Source organism: Kitasatospora sp. NPDC034035 (assembly GCF_055575755.1).
Genome location: NZ_JBVISA010000005.1, coordinates 66,545 through 85,252, shown reverse-complemented (window position 1 = coordinate 85,252; position 18,708 = coordinate 66,545). Strand labels below are relative to the sequence as shown.

Annotated in this window: 13 protein-coding genes; 1 reads left to right on the top strand and 12 read right to left on the bottom strand. The window is 74.2% G+C overall.

The features are described from left to right. Positions 1-335 precede the first annotated feature (335 nt). Positions 336-1,142 (bottom strand): TrmH family RNA methyltransferase, encoded by an 807-nt coding sequence (locus ACZ52J_RS08980; RefSeq protein WP_465617016.1) that lies wholly within the window; start codon positions 1,140-1,142, stop codon positions 336-338. 89 nt (positions 1,143-1,231) lie between these two features. On the opposite strand from ACZ52J_RS08980, the gene ACZ52J_RS08975 reads away from it, so the two are divergent. After that, a complete protein-coding gene (locus ACZ52J_RS08975; protein ID WP_465617014.1) occupies positions 1,232-3,976 on the top strand; it encodes a SpoIIE family protein phosphatase in 2,745 nt (914 codons plus the stop codon). An 81-nt stretch (positions 3,977-4,057) separates the two neighbouring features. Here the strand turns inward: ACZ52J_RS08975 and cobA are convergent, their stop codons facing one another. The 11 genes from cobA to ACZ52J_RS08920 all read right to left on the bottom strand — a co-directional run bounded on the left by cobA (position 4,058) and on the right by ACZ52J_RS08920 (position 18,708). Further along, complete coding sequence (cobA, locus tag ACZ52J_RS08970) at positions 4,058-5,305, bottom strand: uroporphyrinogen-III C-methyltransferase (protein WP_360498417.1); 1,248 nt, start codon at positions 5,303-5,305, stop codon at positions 4,058-4,060. 104 nt (positions 5,306-5,409) lie between these two features. After that, on the bottom strand, positions 5,410-9,408 hold the full coding sequence (gene cobT, locus ACZ52J_RS08965; protein ID WP_465617011.1) for a nicotinate-nucleotide--dimethylbenzimidazole phosphoribosyltransferase: 3,999 nt from the start codon (positions 9,406-9,408) through the stop codon (positions 5,410-5,412). A gap of 517 nt (positions 9,409-9,925) precedes the next feature. After that, positions 9,926-11,182, bottom strand: a complete 1,257-nt coding sequence (cbiE, locus tag ACZ52J_RS08960; RefSeq protein WP_465617009.1) for a precorrin-6y C5,15-methyltransferase (decarboxylating) subunit CbiE — start codon at positions 11,180-11,182, stop codon at positions 9,926-9,928. A gap of 205 nt (positions 11,183-11,387) precedes the next feature. Beyond that, positions 11,388-12,023 (bottom strand): GNAT family N-acetyltransferase, encoded by a 636-nt coding sequence (locus ACZ52J_RS08955; RefSeq protein WP_465617007.1) that lies wholly within the window; start codon positions 12,021-12,023, stop codon positions 11,388-11,390. A gap of 200 nt (positions 12,024-12,223) precedes the next feature. Next, the gene (locus tag ACZ52J_RS08950; protein WP_465617005.1) at positions 12,224-13,048 is read right to left on the bottom strand and encodes a MetQ/NlpA family ABC transporter substrate-binding protein; all 825 of its coding nucleotides are present in this window, start codon (positions 13,046-13,048) and stop codon (positions 12,224-12,226) included. Positions 13,049-13,106: 58 nt separating this feature from the next. Further along, the gene (locus tag ACZ52J_RS08945; protein ID WP_465617003.1) at positions 13,107-13,838 is read right to left on the bottom strand and encodes a methionine ABC transporter permease; all 732 of its coding nucleotides are present in this window, start codon (positions 13,836-13,838) and stop codon (positions 13,107-13,109) included. Beyond that, on the bottom strand, positions 13,835-14,875 hold the full coding sequence (locus ACZ52J_RS08940) for a methionine ABC transporter ATP-binding protein (protein ID WP_465617001.1): 1,041 nt from the start codon (positions 14,873-14,875) through the stop codon (positions 13,835-13,837). The genes ACZ52J_RS08945 and ACZ52J_RS08940 overlap by 4 nt, the downstream gene beginning before the upstream one ends. Before the next feature lie 563 nt (positions 14,876-15,438). Beyond that, complete coding sequence (locus ACZ52J_RS08935) at positions 15,439-15,939, bottom strand: GNAT family N-acetyltransferase (protein WP_465616999.1); 501 nt, start codon at positions 15,937-15,939, stop codon at positions 15,439-15,441. 254 nt (positions 15,940-16,193) lie between these two features. Beyond that, positions 16,194-16,451: a hypothetical protein gene (locus ACZ52J_RS08930; protein WP_465616997.1), complete on the bottom strand. Its 258-nt coding sequence runs from the start codon at positions 16,449-16,451 to the stop codon at positions 16,194-16,196. 107 nt (positions 16,452-16,558) lie between these two features. Further along, complete coding sequence (gene argH, locus ACZ52J_RS08925) at positions 16,559-17,983, bottom strand: argininosuccinate lyase (protein WP_465616995.1); 1,425 nt, start codon at positions 17,981-17,983, stop codon at positions 16,559-16,561. 176 nt (positions 17,984-18,159) lie between these two features. After that, complete coding sequence (locus ACZ52J_RS08920; RefSeq protein WP_360343103.1) at positions 18,160-18,708, bottom strand: arginine repressor; 549 nt, start codon at positions 18,706-18,708, stop codon at positions 18,160-18,162.

Here is an 18,708-nt window from a genome sequence, read left to right as displayed (position 1 = left end):
CCCGCTACACCGTCCGCGCCGACGGCACCCTCGACGAGTCCTGGCCCGGCGCCCCCGGCGGCCCCACCCCGCCCCCCGCCGCCGCCCCAGCCGCCGCCCCGGCCCCGCCTACGGCCCCGAAGGGCTGACCCGACACGATTCGGCTGGGCGTCCGCGCGGGACGTCGGGCCCGCCGACTCCTGGCGCAAGGCCTGGCTCCGGCGTGGAGAAGGGGCAAGGGGCCCGGCATCCACGGAGGCCGGCACCAGAAGCCGGGCTCGCCGACTTCTGATGACGCGGTGACGGGTCCAGCCGTGACGGTCCCAGGAGCGGGCGAGGCGGCGGGCCCGGGGACGTCAGGGGGTGGTGACGGCGTAGAAGGCCACTGCTGCGGCGGCGCCCACGTTGAGCGAGTCGATGCCGTGCGCCATCGGGATGCGGACGGGGTGGTCGGCGGCGGCGATGGCGCGGGGGGTGAGGCCGTCGCCCTCGGCGCCGAGCAGGAGAGCGGCCTTGGGGAGGCGGTGCGGGGTGAGGCCGGCGAGGTCGACGGCGTTGTCCGCGGGGGTGAGGGCGAGGAGGGTGAAGCCGGCCGCGCGGACCGTGTCGAGGGCGGCGGGCCAGGGGTCCAGGCGGGCGTACGGGACCGCGAAGACGGCACCCATCGAGACCTTGACGGCGCGCCGGTAGAGCGGGTCGGCGCAGTCCGGCGAGAGCAGGACCGCGTCCATGCCGAGGGCGGCGGCGCTGCGGAAGATGGCGCCGAGGTTGGTGTGGTCGACCAGGCCCTCCAGGACGGCGACCCGGCGGGCCCCGGCGAGCAGGTCGGCGGCGTCCGGGAGGGGCTTGCGCTCCATCGAGGCGAGCGCGCCGCGGTGGACGTGGTAGCCGGTGACGGCTTCGGCGAGCGCGGGCTCGACCACGTGGACCGGGGCGTCGGCCTCGGCGATGACGTCGGCCATCACGTCCAGCCACTTGGCGGTGAGCAGCATCGACCGCATCCGGTAGCCGGCGGCGAGGGCGCGGCGGATGACCTTCTCCCCCTCGGCGATGAACAGGCCCTCGGCGGGTTCGCGGCGGCGGCGCAGTTCGACGTCGGTGAGGCCGGTGTAGTCGGCGAGGCGGGGGTCGGCCGGATCGGTGATGGTGCTGGGTTCGGACACCCTGTGATCTTGCCAAGCCGGGACGGGGAAGGCCAAACGGCCGAGGGGACGGGGTGGTCCCCGGCTAGTCGGAGTGCAAATATGACCGTATGGCCCGTTATCCGGGCCGATCCTGGGCTCCGTCGGCCTCTGGCGCCACTGGCTCCGCCGGCTCCTCCGGTGGGCGCCCACACGGTCGGCCACAGCTGCCGCGCGCGAAGCGGGCGTGGCCGGTGTGGCACCGGTCGGTGGCCGGGCAGGTGTTCGCGCTGCAGATCCTGATCGTCCTGCTGCTGGTGGCGGCCGCCGTGGTGGCACTGGTGGTGCAGTCGCACAAGGACGCCGACAACGAGGCCCGCAACCGGTCGGTGGCGGTCGCCCAGACCTTCGCCAACTCGCCGGGCATGGTGGCCGCCCTCCGCTCCCCCGACCCGACCGCGATCCTCCAGCCGAAGGCGCAGTCCGCGCGGATCGCCTCGGGCGTGGACTTCATCGTCGTCCTGAGCAACCAGGGCATCCGCTACACCCACCCGAACCCGGCCCGGATCGGCCAACCGTTCGTCGGCAACTACCAGCCCGCGCTGCACGGCCAGGTGGTGACCGAGCACATCACGGGCACGCTCGGCCCGCTGGTGCAGGCGGTGGTCCCGGTGTACGCACCGGACGGCCAGGTGGTCGGGCTGGTCTCGGCGGGCGTCACGCTGGCGAACGTCAGCACGGCGAGCGAGCGTCAGCTGCCGGTGGTGCTGGGCGCGGCGGCCGGCGCGATCGGGCTGGCCACGCTCGGAACGGCGCTGATCAGCCGTCGGCTGCGGCGGCAGACGCGCGGGCTGGGCCCGATCGAGATGACCCGGATGTACGAGCACCACGCGGCCGTCCTGCACGCGGTGCGCGAGGGCGTCATGATCGTCGGCGGGGACGGCCGGCTGCTGCTCTGCAACGACGAGGCTCGGCGGCTGCTGGACCTGCCGCCGGACGCCGAAGGCCGTCCGGTGGCCGGGCTGGGCCTCGAACAGGCGCCACTGGAGCTGCTGACCGCCAACCGCCAGGTGACCGACGAGGTGGTGCTGGCCGGGGAGCGGCTGCTGGCGGTGAACGTCCGGCTGACCGACCAGGCCCCCGGCGGCCCGCCCGGCTGCGTCGCCACGCTGCGTGACTCCACCGAGCTGCTGGCGCTGTCCGGCCGGGCCGAGCGCGCGCAGCGGCGGCTGCGGCTGCTGTACGACGCCGGGGTGACGGTGGGCAGCACGCTGGACGTGACGCGGACGGCGGAGGAGCTGGCGCAGGTCGCCGTGCCCCGGTTCGCGGACTTCGTGACGGTGGACGTCGCGGAGCAGGTGCTGGTGGGCGAGGAGCCGCCCCCGGGTTCCTCGCTGGGGCGGATGCGGCGGGCGGCGGTGACGGGCGTGCGGGACGACGCGCCGTTCTACCCGGTCGGCACGGTGCTGGACGTGGTGCCCGCGACCCCGCTGGCCGGGGCGCTGCACAGCGGAAAGCCGGGCCTGGAGCCGAACCTGGCGGAGGCCCGGCGGTGGCGCGATCAGGACCCGGAGCGGTCGGCGCAGGTGCTGGAGTACGGGGTGCACTCCCTGGTGCGGGTGCCGCTGCGGGCGCGCGGGGTGCTGCTGGGGGTGGCCCGGTTCTGGCGGGCGCAACGGGAGGAGCCGTTCGAGACGGACGACCTGGCGCTGGCCGAGGAGCTGGTGTCGCACGCGGCGGTGTGCATCGACAACGCCCGCCGCTACACCCGGGAGCACGCGATGGCGGTGACGCTGCAGCACAGCCTGCTGCCGCGCCGGCTGCCGGCCCAGAACGCGCTGGACGTGGCGCACCGCTACCTGCCGGCCCAGGCCGGGGTGGGCGGGGACTGGTTCGACGTGATCCCGCTGCCGGGCGCGCGGGTGGCCCTGGTGGTCGGGGACGTGGTGGGGCACGGGCTGCACGCGGCGGCGACGATGGGCCGGCTGCGCACCGCGATCCACAACTTCTCGACCCTGGACCTGCCGCCGGACGAGCTGCTGGGGCACCTGGACGAGCTGGTGAACCGGATCGACCAGGACGAGGCGGCGAGCGGCGAGAACGCCGGGCTGACCGGGGCGACCTGCTTGTACGCGATCTACGACCCGGTGTCGCGGCGCTGCACGCTGGCCACCGCCGGGCACCCGCCGCCGGCCGTGGTGGACCCGCAGGGCCGGGTGGTGTTCCCGGAGCTGCCGACCGGGCCGCCGCTCGGGCTGGCGGTGCTGCCGTTCGAGACCGCCGAGCTGGACCTGGCCGAGGGCAGTCGGCTGGTGCTCTACACGGACGGGCTGGTGGAGGACCGCGACCGGGACATCGACGAAGGGCTGGAGCTGCTGCGGACGGCGCTGACCGGCCCGCCGCGCACGCCCGAGCAGACCTGCGCGGACGTGCTCGGGGCGATGCTGCCAACGCACCCGCAGGACGACATCGCGCTGCTGGTGGCGCAGACCAGGGTGCTGGCGCCGGACCAGGTGGCGGAGTGGGAGGTGCCGTCCGACCCGGCGGCGGTGGGTGCCGTCCGGGCAGAGGTGGCGCGGCGGCTGGAGGCCTGGGGGCTGGACGAGGCCGCGTTCGTCACCGAGCTGATCCTGAGCGAGCTGGTGACCAACGCGATCCGGTACGGCTCCGGGCCGATCCGGGTGCGGCTGCTGCGGGACCGGGCGCTGATCTGCGAGGTGTCGGACGGCAGCAGCACCTCGCCGCACCTGCGGTACGCGGCGACCGAGGACGAGGGCGGGCGCGGGCTGTTCCTGGTCGCGCAGTTCGCGGACCGCTGGGGGACGCGCTACACGGCGACCGGGAAGGTCATCTGGGCGGAGCAACCGCTGGAGTAGGAAGTCGGCCGGGCCGACTTCCCACTCCGGGAGGGTCCAGTCCGGGAGGGCCCACTCTGGAAGGGTCCGCTCCGGGAAGGCCTACGGCCGGAAGGCGGCGGCCAGGACGTTGACGACGTCCCCGATGACGATGACCGCCGGAGGCTTGACGCCCTCGGCCTCGACCACCGCGGCGACAGTGCCCAGGGTGGCGTCCACCCGGCGCTGGGCGGCGGTGGTGCCCTCCTGGACGATCGCAACCGGCGTGGTCGCCGGGCGGCCGTACTCGACCAGTCGGGCGGCGATCGCGCCGATCTTGTCCACGGCCATCAGCAGCACCAGGGTGCCGCTCATCTTCGCGGCGGCCTCCCAGTTGGTCAGGGAGCGCTCGTCGTCCGGCCCGACGTGGCCGGAGATCACCGTGAACTCGTGCGTCATGCCCCGGTGGGTGACCGGGACGCCGGCCGAGGCCGGGACGCTGATCGAGCTGGAGATCCCGGGCACGACGGTGACCGGAAGACCCGCCTCGGCGCAGGCCAGCAGCTCCTCGCCGCCGCGCCCGAAGACGTACGGGTCGCCGCCCTTGAGCCGGACCACGAACTTGCCGGCCTTGGCGTGCTCGATCAGCGTGCGGTTGATCGCCTCCTGGGCCATGAACCGGCCGTACGGGATCTTGGAGGCGTCGATCACCTCGACGTGCTCGGGCAGCTCGGCGAGCAGCTCGCGCGGGGCGAGGCGGTCGGCGACCACCACGTCGGCGTCGGCGAGCAGGCGGCGGCCGCGCACGGTGATCAGGTCCGGGTCTCCGGGGCCGCCGCCGACCAGGGCGACGCCGGCACCGTGCGAGCGGTACTGGCGGGCGGCCAGCGAGCCGTCCCGCAAGCCGTCCACGATGGCGTCGCGCAGGGCGGCGGAGTGGCGCGGGTCGCCGGTGAGGACGGCGACGGTGGCGCCCGCGTCGCGGCCGCTGGCCGGGGTCCAGGCGGTGGCGGCGGAGGCGTCGTCGCTGCGGGAGCAGAACACCCGCCCGCGCTCGGCCTCGGCACTGACCGCCGCGTTGACGGCCGGGTCGTCGGTGGCGACCAAGGCGTACCAGGCGTCGGCCAGGTCGCCGTCCTGGTACGGACGGGCGTGCCAGGTGAGCTCGCCGGCGTCGGCCATCGCCTGGACGGCCGGGGTGGTGGCCGGGGATATCAGGTGCAGCTCGGCCCCGGCGGCGATCAGGGCGGGCAGCCGCCGCTGGGCGACCTGTCCGCCGCCGACCACGACGACACGGCGGCCTGCCAGCAGCAGGCCGACCGGGTAGGGGGTACGGCCCTCGGTGCTCGGGTGCGGGGTGGGCGCGGTCATCGACGGTGCTCCTGATCGGGGTGAGGGTGGGGGACGGTACGGCGAGACGCCGCTCCGCGGGCCGGCGCCCTCGGGCCGGTCCGCGGAGCGGTGCGAGGTGTGCGTCAGGCCTTCTCGGTGACCCCGGCGGAATCGAAGGTGGCTACATCGTGCATCGCCCGTGCCGCGCTCTGCACCAGCGGCAGGGCCAGCAGGGCACCGGTGCCCTCGCCGAGCCGCAGGTCCAGGTCGATCAGCGGACGCAGACCGAGCTTCGCCAGCGCGGCCTGGTGGCCGGGCTCGGCGGAGCGGTGGCCGGCGATGCAGGCGGCCAGCACCTCGGGGGCGATCGCCTTGGCGGCCAGTGCGGCCGAACCGGCGATGACACCGTCCAGCACCACCGGGGTGCGCAGCGAGGCGGCGCCCAGCAGGAAACCGGCGATGGCCGCGTGCTCCAGGCCGCCGACGGCGGCGAGGACGCCGACCGGGTCGCTCGGGTCGGGCTGGTGCAGGGCCAGCGCGGCGCGGATGACCTCGATCTTGCGGGCGTGGGTCTCGTCGTCGATGCCGGTGCCGCGACCGGTCACCTCGGCCGGGTCGAGACCGGTGAACACCGAGATCAGCGCGGCCGAGGCGGTGGTGTTGGCGATGCCCATGTCGCCGGTGACCAGTGCCTTGTTGCCCGCCGCGACCAGGTCGCGGGCGGTCTCGATGCCGACCTCGATGGCCTTGAGAACCTCCTCGCGGGTCATCGCCGGGCCCTGGGTCATGTCGGCCGTGCCGGGGCGGACCTTGCGCGGCAGCAGACCGGTGGCCCGGCCCTGCTGGACGGCGTCCGGCAGCTCGGCGGCCACACCGACGTCGACCACGCAGACCTCGGTGCCGATCTGCTTGGCGAAGGAGTTGATCACCGCTCCCCCGGCCAGGAAGTTGCCGACCATCTGGGCGGTCACCTCCTGCGGCCAGGGGCTGACGCCCTGGGCGTGCACGCCGTGGTCCGCGGCGAAGATCGCCACGCAGGCGGGCTCCGGGAGCGGCGGCGGGCACTTGCGGGACAGGCCGCACAGCTGGGCGGAGATGATCTCCAGCATGCCGAGCGAGCCGGCCGGCTTCGTCATCCGCTTCTGCCGGTCCCAGGCCTCGCCGAGCGCCTTGGCGTCCAGCGGGCGGATGCCGCGCAGGGTGTCGGCGAGCAGGCTCTGCGGCTCCTCACCGGGCAGCGCGCGGTTGCCGTACTGCTCCTCGTGGACGACCCAGGACAGCGGGCGCTTCTTGGCCCAGCCCTGCTGCTCCAGCTCGGGCTCGTCCGGGAAGGAGTCGACGTAACCGACACACAGGTAGGCGACGACCTCCAGGTGCTCCGGCAGGCCGAGCTCGCGGACCAGCTCCTCGTCGTCGAAGAAACTCACCCAGCCGACGCCCAGGCCCTCGGCGCGGGCGGCCAGCCAGAGGTTCTCGACGGCCAGGGCGGCCGAGTACGGGGCCATCTGCGGCTGGGTGTGCCGGCCCAGGGTGTGCCGGCCGCCGCGGGTGCGGTCGGCGGTCACCACGATGTTGACCGGGGTGTCGAGGATGGCCTCGATCTTGATTTCCTTGAACTGCTTGGCCCGGCCCTTGGGCAGCGAGTCCGCGTACGCCTCGCGCTGGCGCTCGGCCAGGGCGTGCATCCGCTTGCGGGTCTTGCCCGAGCGGATCACCACGAAGTCCCAGGGCTGCGAGTAGCCGACGCTGGGCGCGGTGTGGGCGGCCTCCAGGACGCGGATCAGCACCTCGTGCGGGATCGGGTCCGGGCGGAAGCCCTTGCGGATGTCGCGGCGCTCGCGGAGCACCTGGTGGACAGCCTCGCGGCCGGCCTCGTCGTAGCCGGGGGCGGCCGGGCCGCGCGGCTCGGCGGGCTCCTCGGGCTGCTGCTCCTCCAGCGGCTGCTCCTCGGCGGCCTGCGGGTCGGCGGCGGACACCTCGGTGACGGTCTCCTCGGCGGCCTGCCGGTCGGCGGTGGCCTGCTGGTCGGCGGGCTGCTCGGCCTGCGGCTCCTCGACGACGGGCGACTCGGGGGCCTGCCCGGCGGCCTCGGCGGCGGCAGCCTCGGCAGCGACGGCGACGGCGACGGCGTCGGCCTCGGCAGCGGCGGGAGCCTCGGCCGGGGCCTGGCCCTGCTCACCGACCGGCTCGGCGGCGGCCTCCGCCGGGGTCTCGGCCTCCGGGACGGCGGGCACCTGCTCGGCGACGGCCTCGGCACCACTCTGGGTACCGCTCTCACCGGCGTTCTCGGCAGGGACCTCGGCAGTAGCCTCGGCACCGCTCTCGGCGGGCGCGACGACCGCCTCGGCGACCTCGGCGGCGGGCTGCTGCTCCGCCTCCTGGGCGACGGCTTCGGCGGGCTGCACGGCCTCGGCCGCGACGGCGGGCTCGGCTGCGGGCTCGACCACCGGCTCGGTGACGGCGTCGGCGGGCGCCTCGGCCGGGGCCTGGGCCTGCTCGGCGACCGGCTCGGCAGGAGCCTCCGCCGGGGTCTCGGCCGGCGCAGCCTGCTGCGGCTGCTCGGGCTCGGCGGCGGGCTCGTTGACGGCCTGACCGGACGGCATCTCACCGGTGCCCGCGGCGGTCTCGGCGACCGGCGCGGCGACCGTCTCCGGCGCGACCGCAGCGGCCTCGACAGCCTCGGCGGCCGGGACGGGCTCGGTCGGCTCGGCAGCGGCTGCGGCCTGGACGGGCTCGCCGCCCTCGACGGCCTGCGGGGCGTCGGCGGCCGCTATGGGCGCGGGCTGCTGCGGCGCCGCCTCCTCGGCCGCCGGGGCCTGCCCGGTCGCCTCGACCTTGGGCAGGCCGTGCGGGGTGGGCGCGGCGAGGAAGGCGGAGATCCGGCGCGGCGGACCGGCCTGAGCGGCGGCCTCGGCGTGCTCGGCGGCACCGTCGACAACGACGGACTCCACTGCGACGGATTCGGCTGCGACGGATTCGCCGGCACCGTCGACGACGACGGGCGCGACGGCCACGGCCACAGGCGCGGCAGAAGCCTCGGCCGGGGCCTGCTCGGCGACCTGCTCGACCACGACGGCCTGCGGCGCGACGGCCACGGCCTCCGCGGCAACCTCGGGCGCCGTCATGGCCTGCGCGGCCTGGGCATCCTGGAGGGCCTGGTCACCCTGGACGGCCGGAGTGGCCTCCGGCGTCTCGACGACCTCGATCACCTCGATCGCCCCGACCGTCTCGACGGCGAACACGGCGTCGACCGGCGGCGAAGCCAGCGGCACCTGTACCGCCTGCTGCACGGCCTGGGCGAGCGGCACCTGCTGACCGTCCGCCACCGGAGTACCCGGGACCAGCGGAACGACCGGCGGCACCGGCGCCGTCGGAACGGCCTGCGGCGCGACGGCCGGAGCCGGGGCGGTGGCCTCGGCCATCGGCGGCCGGCCGACGACCGGGATGCCGTGCGCGGGCGTGCCGCCCTGCGACGGGCCGCGGTCGGCCAGCGAGCGGACCGGGACCTGGCCGGTCATCAGCGACGGGTCCGGGATCGGCGGGCCGGCGTGCAGCGGGCGGCGCGGCTGCTGAGCCTGCGTCATCTGCTGCTGCGCGTGCTGCTGCAGCTGGACGGGCTGCTGCTGGACGTGCTCGGCGCCGAGCACCGGCGGGTCCACCGGCGGCCAGGACGGCTCGACCGGGGTGCCGTCGTGCTGCGGTGCGAGTGGCATCTGCTCGGCGGGGACGGACGCCATCGGCTCGCCCCAGGAGCCCTGCGGGCCGGGCATCAGCAGGACGTCGTCCTCGTCGTCCAGGCCGTCCGGCGTGTCGGGCTGGTCGAGGAAGTGGAAGGCCGGGCGCGGGGCGCCCTGGTCGACGGCCCACCCCTCGCCGGGGAGACCGGGCGACGGCACGCCGGGGGCGGCGTAGCCGTGCTGGGCCTGCGGCGGGATGACGCCCGCACCCGGAGGCATGCCGCCAGGCATCCCACCGGGCATGCCGCCGACCGGGGTCGCCGGGTTCGGGATCATTCCGCCGTCCGTCGCGACGCCCTGCAGAGGTGCAACGCCCGCGACGCCCTCCGGTCCGCCGAGCGGGTCCGGCCCGGCGTTCAGGTGCTCCGGCATTCCCTCGCCCGGGACGTGGCCGCCATCGGTCATTGTCAAGCTCCTTCCAGGCCGCTGCCGCGCCCTTGGCGACACGATCACCGATCGCAGCGCCCATCCGCACGGGCCGGGCCTGCACCGACCCGCCCCTCAACCACACGCGGCCGCCGCGCCGTGGCGCTGCGGCCCAAGTCCTTCCGGCGCGCTGCGGCACCCCGGCCCTGCGCACCGCCCACACGGAGCGGCGCGTCGTCTGAAACAACGACAACCCGGAGCAACCGGCACGACCGCACCGGACCCTACGGCATTCTCCAGGTCCGGCACGAGGCTCGTCGAATTGCCCACACTCCGAGCGGAAGCGGGTTGCACCACGTCAAAAAGGTGACAAACCGACCGAATCGGGTGGGTCGCCGACCACTGCAGCCGCCCAGGACGTCACACTACCGGCCCGGCGCGGTCACCTCTCGAATCGGTGTCCGGATGCGACCTGGATCACCGTCCGGGCGGCGCGCGCGCCATGTCCGTGCCACCGCCCGCGCCACCGTACGGCCCCGGCGCGCGCCCGAGGCCTTCACACGATCTGCTCACCCCAGAGCACCAGCGCGCCGGTTGCGCCCGCCCCCAGCTCCAGCCCGCCGCCTTCCCCCGCGGACCGCAGCGGGGTCGACTGGAGCAGCGCGCCGTCCGCCCGGTAGCCGGCCTCGCCGATCGCCCGGCGGACCTCCTCCGCCTCGGCGAAGGTCCGGGCCAGCGCGACGAACCGCTCCGGCTTGCGGGCCAGCACCGCCCGCACCACATCCGGTCCGCCGGACTCCACCACCGCCGCGTCCGGCTCCGGCAGGCCGCCCAGCACCTCGGGGCCGCTCCCGTGGACGGCCTCCACCTCGACGCCGTACCGGCGGGCGTTGACGGTCAGCCGGGCGCAGGCCGAGCGGGAGGCCTCGACCGCGACCACGGCGGCGCCGAACCGGGCCGCCTCCACCGCGAGGGCGCCGCTGCCCGCGCCGACCGACCAGACCAGGTCCCCGGGACGTGCACCCAGACGGGCCAGCACCAGGGCGCGTACGTGCGCGGGAAGCGCGTCCGACGCGCCCGTCTCACCACCCGTGCGCCCGGCGCCCGCGTAGGCGTCACCGGGGAGCGCCCAGCCGCGCTCCGCGCCGGGGTAGCCGATCGGGCGCCCGGCCAGCCAGCCGGCCGCCTGGTCCACCGCGCCGGTCCGGGCGCCGCCGCCGATCACCAGCACCACGTTGGGGTCCCGCCACACGTGGTCGGCGATCCGGTCGGAGGTGAGGACGGTGACGTCCTCCTCCGGCGTGCCGAGAGCCTCGCAGACCACGAAGGTCCGGTGCACCCCGCGCAGCATCAGGGCGAGTTCGGCGGGCCCGGCACCCGGGGCGGTGAGCACCGCCACCTTGGGGTGGGCCCGGCAGATGTTGGCCGCGCGGCGCAGCCGGCCGCCGTGGGCGCTGACGACCTGGGCGTCCTCCCAGGGCATGCCGGCCCGGGCGAACGCGGTGGCGACGGAGGAGACGGCGGGCAGCACCTCGAGTTCGAGGCCGTACTCGGGACGGCGCAGGGTGCGCACCACGCCGAAGAAGCCCGGGTCGCCCTCGGCGACCACGACGGCGGCGCCGCGGTGCTCGGCGATCCGACGGGCGGCCTGCCGGATGTCGCCGAGGGCGATCCGCTCGGCGGCCTCCGGCACCGGGAGGGCGCTCAGTTGGTAGGGGGCTCCGGCCACCAGGGTCGCCGCGGCGAGGGCCGCACCGGCGGCCTCGGTCAGCGGCGTGCCGTCCCACCCGATGACCGTGATCCGGTCAGCCATCTGCGGCCGTTCTCCCTCGACTCGGTGCGCCACTCGCTGCGCCGTCCACGGCGCCGGTCAGAGGCTACCGGGTGTGATCCCCCAGGGGCCGACATCCCGTACACATGTCCGTGACGAGCGGGTGGCCGACGGAAGTGTCGTGCGGATCCGGTCGCGCGGCTTCAGTCCCGCGGGTCCGGACCCGCGGGTTCAGTCCCGCGCCGGTTCAGTCGCGCAGCACGTAGCGGTGGTCGCCTAGCCAGCCGTCCCGGTGCAGCTCGGGCGATTCCAGGTCCTCGGGGAGCAGGCTCCACAGGATGAGGTCGCTGCGGCTCTCCTCGACCACCTCGCCGGACTCGCCCCGCACTATCCAGGCGCTGCGCAGCACGCCCTCGCTGATACCACCGATCTTCTGGGTGACCTGCTGGGCGGCGGTGTTCCCGGCGGCGGTGCGCATCTCCAGACGCAGGAAGCCGCGGTCCTCGAACAGCCACTGGGCGACGCCGAGGACGGCCTCCGGGGCGTAGCCCTCGCCGCGCGCCCAGGCGGCGGTGACGTACGAGATCTCGGTGCTGCGCAGCCGCCAGTCGGTGTTGCGCAGCTCGACCAGGCCGACCAGGCGCTGGGTCAGGTGTTCGGTGACGGCGAGGACGATGCCGCGCCCGGCGGCCCGGTGGGCGGGGGCGAGGGTGCGGGCGAGCTCGGTCGCGTACGCCTCGCTGAAGGGGTGCGGGAGGTCCGTCCAGGCCAGGACGAGGTCGTCGGCCATCATCGCGGCCAGGCCGGGGGCGTCGTCATCCGCAAGGGGTCGCAGCAGCAGCCGTTCGGTGCTGATGGCGGTCTCGGGGAAGCTCGCTGCCATGCCGTCTCTCCTCGCCGGGTCGTGAACACAACACCGTACGCCTCCGTCGCACTCCGGGTACCACGTGGTGCGCCGCGCGCACGACGGTACGTCAGAACACCGTCGCCCGGGGCGTCCCTGGTGCATACTGCCCGACCGGGCCCCCGCCGAGGTGCGGCGGGGGCCCGGTCGGGCGGTGCGGCGTACGGCGGTACGACGGATCAGAAGGCCGGGATGACCGAGCCCTGGAAGGTGTCGTTGATGTACTTCTTGACCTCGTCGGAGTGCAGCAGCTCGGCGAGCTTCTTGACCCGCGGGTCGTTCTCCTTGCCCTTCTTGACGGCGAGGATGTTGGCGTACGGGTTGCCGTCGGCCTTCTCCAGCACCAGCGCGTCGGTGGCCGGCTTCAGGCCGGAGTCGAGGGCGTAGTTGCCGTTGATGACGGCGGCGTCGAGGTCGGCGATGGAGCGGGGCAGCTGGGCCGCCTCCAGCTCCTTCCACTTGAAGTGCTTCGGGTTGCCCGTGATGTCCGCCGGGGTGGCGGCGGTGCCGGCGCCGTCCTTGAGGGTGATCAGCTTGTTGTCGGCGAGCAGCTTGAGCGCGCGGCCCTCGTTGGTGGCGTCGTTCGGCAGGCCGATGGTGGCGCCGTCCGACAGGTCGGCGATCGCCTTGACCTTCTTGGAGTAGACGCCCAGCGGCTCCAGGTGCACCGCCTCGACGGAGACGATGTCGGTGCCGTTCTTCTTGTTGAAGTCCTCCAGGTACGGGACGTGCTGGAAGTAGTTGACGTCGGCCGAACCGTCCTGCACCGCCGTGTTGGGGGTCACGTAGTCGGTGACCTCCTTGATGTCGAGCTTGAGGCCGGCCTTGTCCGCGAGGTTGTCCTTGACGAACTTGAGGATCTGCCCGTGCGGGGTGGGGCTGGCGACGACCTTGAGCGGCGCGTTCGGGTCCGAGGAGGACGAGCCCGAGCTGCTGCAGGCGGCCAGCGACAGGGCGAGGCCGGCGGTGGCGAGGACGCTGGTGAACTTCAGAACGTTGCGCACGAAAAGTGCCTTTCTGCGTGATGCGGGGAGCCGCGTCCGGAGGTCGGACGAGGGAGGTCTAGGAGGCGACGAGGTCCTCGTCGGCGGTGGTGGCGGCACGCGGGCGGAGCAGGCGGGTGCGTCCGCCGCCGCGGCCCCGGTTCGCCAGGCGGCGCACGGCGTAGTCACCGGCCAGCTGGATGATCGTGACGATGATCGCGATCTCGGCCACGATGATCCACATGAAGGCGGTCTCGAAGCGCAGGTAGCCGTAGCGGTAGGCGAGGTCGCCGAGGCCGCCGCCGCCGACCGTGCCGGCCATCGCGGAGTAGCCGATCAACGCGATGACGGTGGTGGTGATCGAGGCGACGATGCCGGGAAGGGCCTCGGGCACCAGCGTCTTGCGGACGAGCGTCCAGGTGCTGCCGCCCATCGCCTGGACGGCCTCGATCAGGCCCCGGTCCACCTCGCGGACGGAGGTCTCGACCAGCCGGGCGAAGAACGGGATCGCTCCGACGGTCAGCGGCACGGTGGCCGCCTGCCAGCCGAGGGAGTTGCCGGTCAGCCATCGGGTGAAGGAGATCAGCGCGATCATCAGGATGATGAACGGCATCGAGCGCGCGAGGTTCACGACCGCGCCGAGCACCTTGTTCACCGGCTGGTTCTGCAGCGCTCCGCCCTTGGAGGTGAGCACCAGCAGGACACCGAGGGGCAGCCCGAGAAGGACGGTGCAGACGGTCGCGACCCCGACCATCTGGAAGGTCTCCTGGGTGGCGGGCCACATCAGCTCCTGCATCTGGTCCCAGGTCATGCCACCGCTCCGTTCGCCGCGCCGATGCCGTCCGAGCCGAGGAGGGCCACCTGCAGGCCCTGCTCGCGCAGGTAGCCGATCGGCACCACGTTGTCCTGGTGGTTGCCGGGCAGCTCGACCCGCATGCGCCCGACCATCCGGCCGGCGACGGTCTCCACGGCGGCGCCGAGGATGTTGATGTCGATCTGGTAGGTGCGGGCCAGCTGGGAGACGAACGGCTGCGCCGGGGTGTCGCCCTGGAAGGTGATCTCCAGCACGGTGGAGCCGGGGTGGCCGGTGCCGAACTCGCTGAGCGGGAACAGCTCGCGGGCCAGCTCGGAGCCGGGCTCGGCCAGCAGGTCGGTGAGCTCGCCGGACTCGACCACCTTGCCGCCGCGCATCAGGGCGGCGGAGTCGCAGACGGACTTGATGACGTCCATCTCGTGGGTGATCAGCAGGACGGTGAGGCCCAGCTGCTGGTTGAGGTCGCGCAGCAGCTTGAGGATCGAGCGGGTGGTCTCCGGGTCGAGCGCCGAGGTGGCCTCGTCGGAGAGCAGCACCTTGGGGTCGCCGGCCAGGGCGCGGGCGATGCCGACGCGCTGCTTCTGGCCGCCGGAGAGCTGGTTGGGGTAGCTGCGGGCCTTGTCGCCGAGGCCGACCAGGTCGAGCAGTTCGGCGGCCTTGCGACGGCGCTGGGTGCGGTCCAGGCCGACGATCTCCAGCGGGAGTTCGACGTTCTGCTGCACCGTCCGCGAGGAGAGCAGGTTGAAGTGCTGGAAGACCATGCCGATCCGGCGGCGCGCCTCGCGCAGGTCCCGTCCGGCGCGGTTCTCGCCGCCGGACAGCGCGGTGAGTTCGACCCCGTCCACGGTGACGGTGCCGGAGGTCGGGCGCTCCAGCATGTTCACGCAGCGGATGAGGGTGGACTTGCCGGCACCGCTGGTGCCGACGACGCCGTAGACCTCGCCCGGGCGGACGTGCAGGTCGACGCCGGCGAGGGCGGTCACCTCGCGGCCTCGGGAGCGGTAGACCTTCGTGAGGTCCGTGGTGGTGATCACAGCAGCTTCCGGGGGGTCGGGGGCGGGCGGCGTGGGTCGACCGCCCGACCGGGTTGCGGTCGACGGCTTCTTACGGCGCTTCGCCGGGGGGATCCGGACCTGCCACCCCTTGATCGTGGCCGCTGGGCGGCCGGGCCGCGCGACGGCGTGGCCCTTAGGAGTCACCGGCGCCCGCACGTGGGCGGGCATGGCGAAGGGAGGGGTCCGGGAGGATGGGCGCGCTCGGACAGGCGGGAGCGGCGCCGGAGTCTCGCTTCGGGGCGCGAGGAGAAGGCACCCGCGGAGGGGTGCCGGGGGCGATGGCCCTCAGCAGTGACACATTCGACGGCACATGGCACGCTCACCTGCCGGCAGCGTGCCGGTGGGGGTCCAGTTCGTCGTCGCAGTCATGTGAGCCAGTAAAACAGATGGTTCGAGGTACGCCCAATTGTTTGACGGCGCTGTCCGCAATGCGGACATCTAACGCTGTGACCAGCGGTGATACGACTCGGCGCCGCCACCGGATCGTCCGGATGGTGGCGGCGCCAAGCGGCGGGGCGAGGTGTGGGGTGCGGCCGTCGGGCTCAGGCCGTCGCGGCCAGCTCCGCGGCGGCGGGCTTCTCCAGGTGGACGAAGCTCAGCCGGGCGTTGACCTGCTCGACCCGGGTCTGCCGGTAGCCCTGGCGGGCGTACAGCCGCAGGTTGCCGAGGCTGCGGTGGCCGGTGAACAGGCGGTAGGCGGAAACCGGGCCCTCCTCGGCGAGCCGGCGCTCCAGCGCGTCCAGCAGGCGGCCGCCGAGGCCGTGGCGCTGCATCCGCGGGTGGACGACCAGACGCCCTATCCGGCCGACGCCGTCGGCCTCGACGCGGCCGCGGACGGTGCCGACCACCTCGTCGCCCAGCCGGGCGACCAGGAAGTGCTGCTCGGCCAGTTCGGCGCGCAGGCTCTCCAGACTCTGCGTCAGGGGCTCGATCGCCCAGTCGCCGTACAGCTCGGCCTCGGACTGGTAGCCGAGGTACTGGAGCTTGAGGATCTGCTCCGCGTCCTCGACCGCCGCGGCCGAGATGATCACGCTCATGCCCATGTGGAGGGGCCTCCCCAGTCGTCGTGCCCGGCGCGCAGAGGGTGGCGCGCTCACGCTCAGTATCCGAGTGATCGCGTCACCGTCAAGAGCTGCGTTCGCCAGCGCTCTACCCGGGTGTCAGCTTCCCTCAACCTTCGGGGGGACAGACGTGAGCAGGGTCACCCCGGTCGGGGAGGGGGTGGTGGAGCGGGGCGCACGGCGGAGAACGCGAGCCGGGGAGTACGGACGGACGCGCACGACGTCACCCCCGCGCCTCACGGGTACCGCTCCGCGTGGAGCAGCGTGCGCAGGCAGGCGAGGCAGCGGGAGCGGGTGGGGCCGATGGAGCCGCGGGGCATGCCGAGGCGCTCGGAGAGTTCGCGGTAGGTGGGCGGCGGGTCCTCGGCGAGGGCGGCGATCAGCTGCGGGCAGCGGCCGGGCAGGGCGGCGACGGTCTCGCGGACCACGCGGCGGCGGCGTTCGGCGAGGTAGACGTCCTCGGCGGAGGGGACGACGGGAAGGGTGGCGCACACACCGTGCATGACGCCCGGCGGCCGGACCGGTTACGCCCGGGCCGTGGCGCGGACGCCGGAGGGGCGCGCCGGTCGGACCGCCGCGCCCCCTGCCTGCCGACCTCCGGTCAGCCCTGGACCCACTCCTGCTGCCGCGCCAGGTCCGCCTTCACCTCGGCGAGCTGGACCGCGACCGCCGAGGGGGCGGTGCCGCCGCGCCCGTTCCGGGACGCGATGGCGCCGTGCACGCTGAGCACCGAGCGCACCTCCGGCGTCAGGTGCTCGGAGATCGCGGCGAACTGCTCGTCCGACAGGTCGGACAGCTCGATGCCTTGGGCCTCGCAGGCCTTGACACAGGCGCCGGCCACCTCGTGCGCGACCCGGAACGGCACGCCCTGCTTGACCAGCCACTCGGCGATGTCGGTGGCGAGCGAGAAGCCGGCCGGGGCGAGCTCCTCCAGCCGCTCCCGGTGCACGGTGAGGGTGGCCATCATCCCGGTGAACGCGGGCAGCAGCACCTCCAGCGTGTCGCAGGAGTCGAAGACCGGCTCCTTGTCCTCCTGCAGGTCCCGGTTGTAGGCCAGCGGCAGTGCCTTGAGGGTGGCCAGCAGGCCGGTCAGGTTGCCGATCAGGCGGCCGGACTTGCCCCGGGCGAGCTCGGCGATGTCCGGGTTCTTCTTCTGCGGCATGATCGAGGAGCCGGTGGAGAAGGCGTCGTGCAGCGTGATGAAGCCGAACTCCTTGGTGTTCCAGATGATCACCTCCTCCGCGATCCGGGAGAGGTTGATCCCGATCATCGCGGTCACGAAGGCGAACTCGGCGACGAAGTCGCGCGAGGCCGTGCCGTCGATGGAGTTGCCGACCGAGCCGCCCTCGAAGCCGAGGTCGGCGGCGACGGCCTGCGGGTCGAGGCCGAGCGAGGAGCCGGCCAGCGCCCCGGAGCCGTACGGCGAGACGGCGGTGCGGGTGTCCCACTGGCGCAGCCGCTCGGCGTCCCGGCCGAGGGCCTGCACGTGCGCGAGGACGTGGTGGGCGAAGAGCACGGGCTGGGCGTGCTGGAGGTGGGTGCGGCCCGGCATGGCGGTGTCCGGGTGCGCCTCGGCGAGGCCGACGAGGGCCTGCTGGAGGTCGAGCAGCAGGCCGCCGATGGTCTTCGCGTGGTCCCGCAGGTACATCCGGAACAGGGTGGCGATCTGGTCGTTGCGCGAGCGCCCGGCCCGCAGCTTGCCGCCGAGCTCGGCGCCGAGGCGCTCCAGCAGGCCGCGCTCCAGGGCGGTGTGGACGTCCTCGTCGGCGACGGTGCCCGTGAAGGTGCCCGCCTGGACGTCGGCGAGCAGCCGGTCGAGGCCGTCCAGCATGGCGGCCAGCTCGTCGTCGGAGAGCAGCCCGGCCTTGTGCAGGACCCGGGCGTGGGCCTTGGAGCCGGCGATGTCGTACGGCGCGAGGCGCCAGTCGAAGTGAACCGAGGCGGACAGCTTGGCCAGCGCCTCGGACGGGCCGTCGGCGAAGCGCGCGCCCCAGAGGCGGACGTCGGAGGACTGCTGGGCGGTCATCGCGTTGGCTCCTTCAGACATGTGCAGCGGATGGCATAAGTATGCACGACAGCGTATGAAACACAAAACCCCTGAAACGCAGAAACCCGGCCGGACGGGATCCGTCGGGCCGGGGTCGCGCCGGGAGTTGCGGCGGGCTTTGCCGGGGTCACGCCCGGGTTGCCGGAGTCCGGGCGCTACTGCGCCTTCGCCTGGGCGAGTTGCATGAGGTGGTCGGCGAGCGCCTGGCCGCCGGCCGGGTCACGACTGATCAGCAGGACGGTGTCGTCGCCGGCGATGGTGCCGATGATCTCGAACACCTCCGCCTGGTCGATCGCCGAGGCGAGGAACTGGGCGGCGCCCGGCGGGGTGCGCAGCACGACCAGGTTGCCGGAGGCCGTCGCGGAGACCATCAGCTCACCGGCCAGCCGGGCCATCCGGCCCTCGCTGGCCGACTCCCCCATCGGCGCGCGCGGCGTGCGGTCGCCGCCCTCGGCCGGGACGGCGTAGATCAGCGCGCCGTCCCGGTTGCGGATCTTGACCGCGCCCAGCTCGTCCAGGTCCCGGGAGAGGGTGGCCTGGGTGACCACGAGTCCGTCGTCGGCGAGCAGCTTGGCGAGCTGGCTCTGCGAACGCACGGGCTGGCGGGTGAGCAGGTCCACGATCCGCCGGTGGCGCGCGGTGCGGGTCTGCGGGACCTGCGGCGTCGGGCCGGTGGCGGAGGGGCCGGAGTGGGAAGCGGTCAT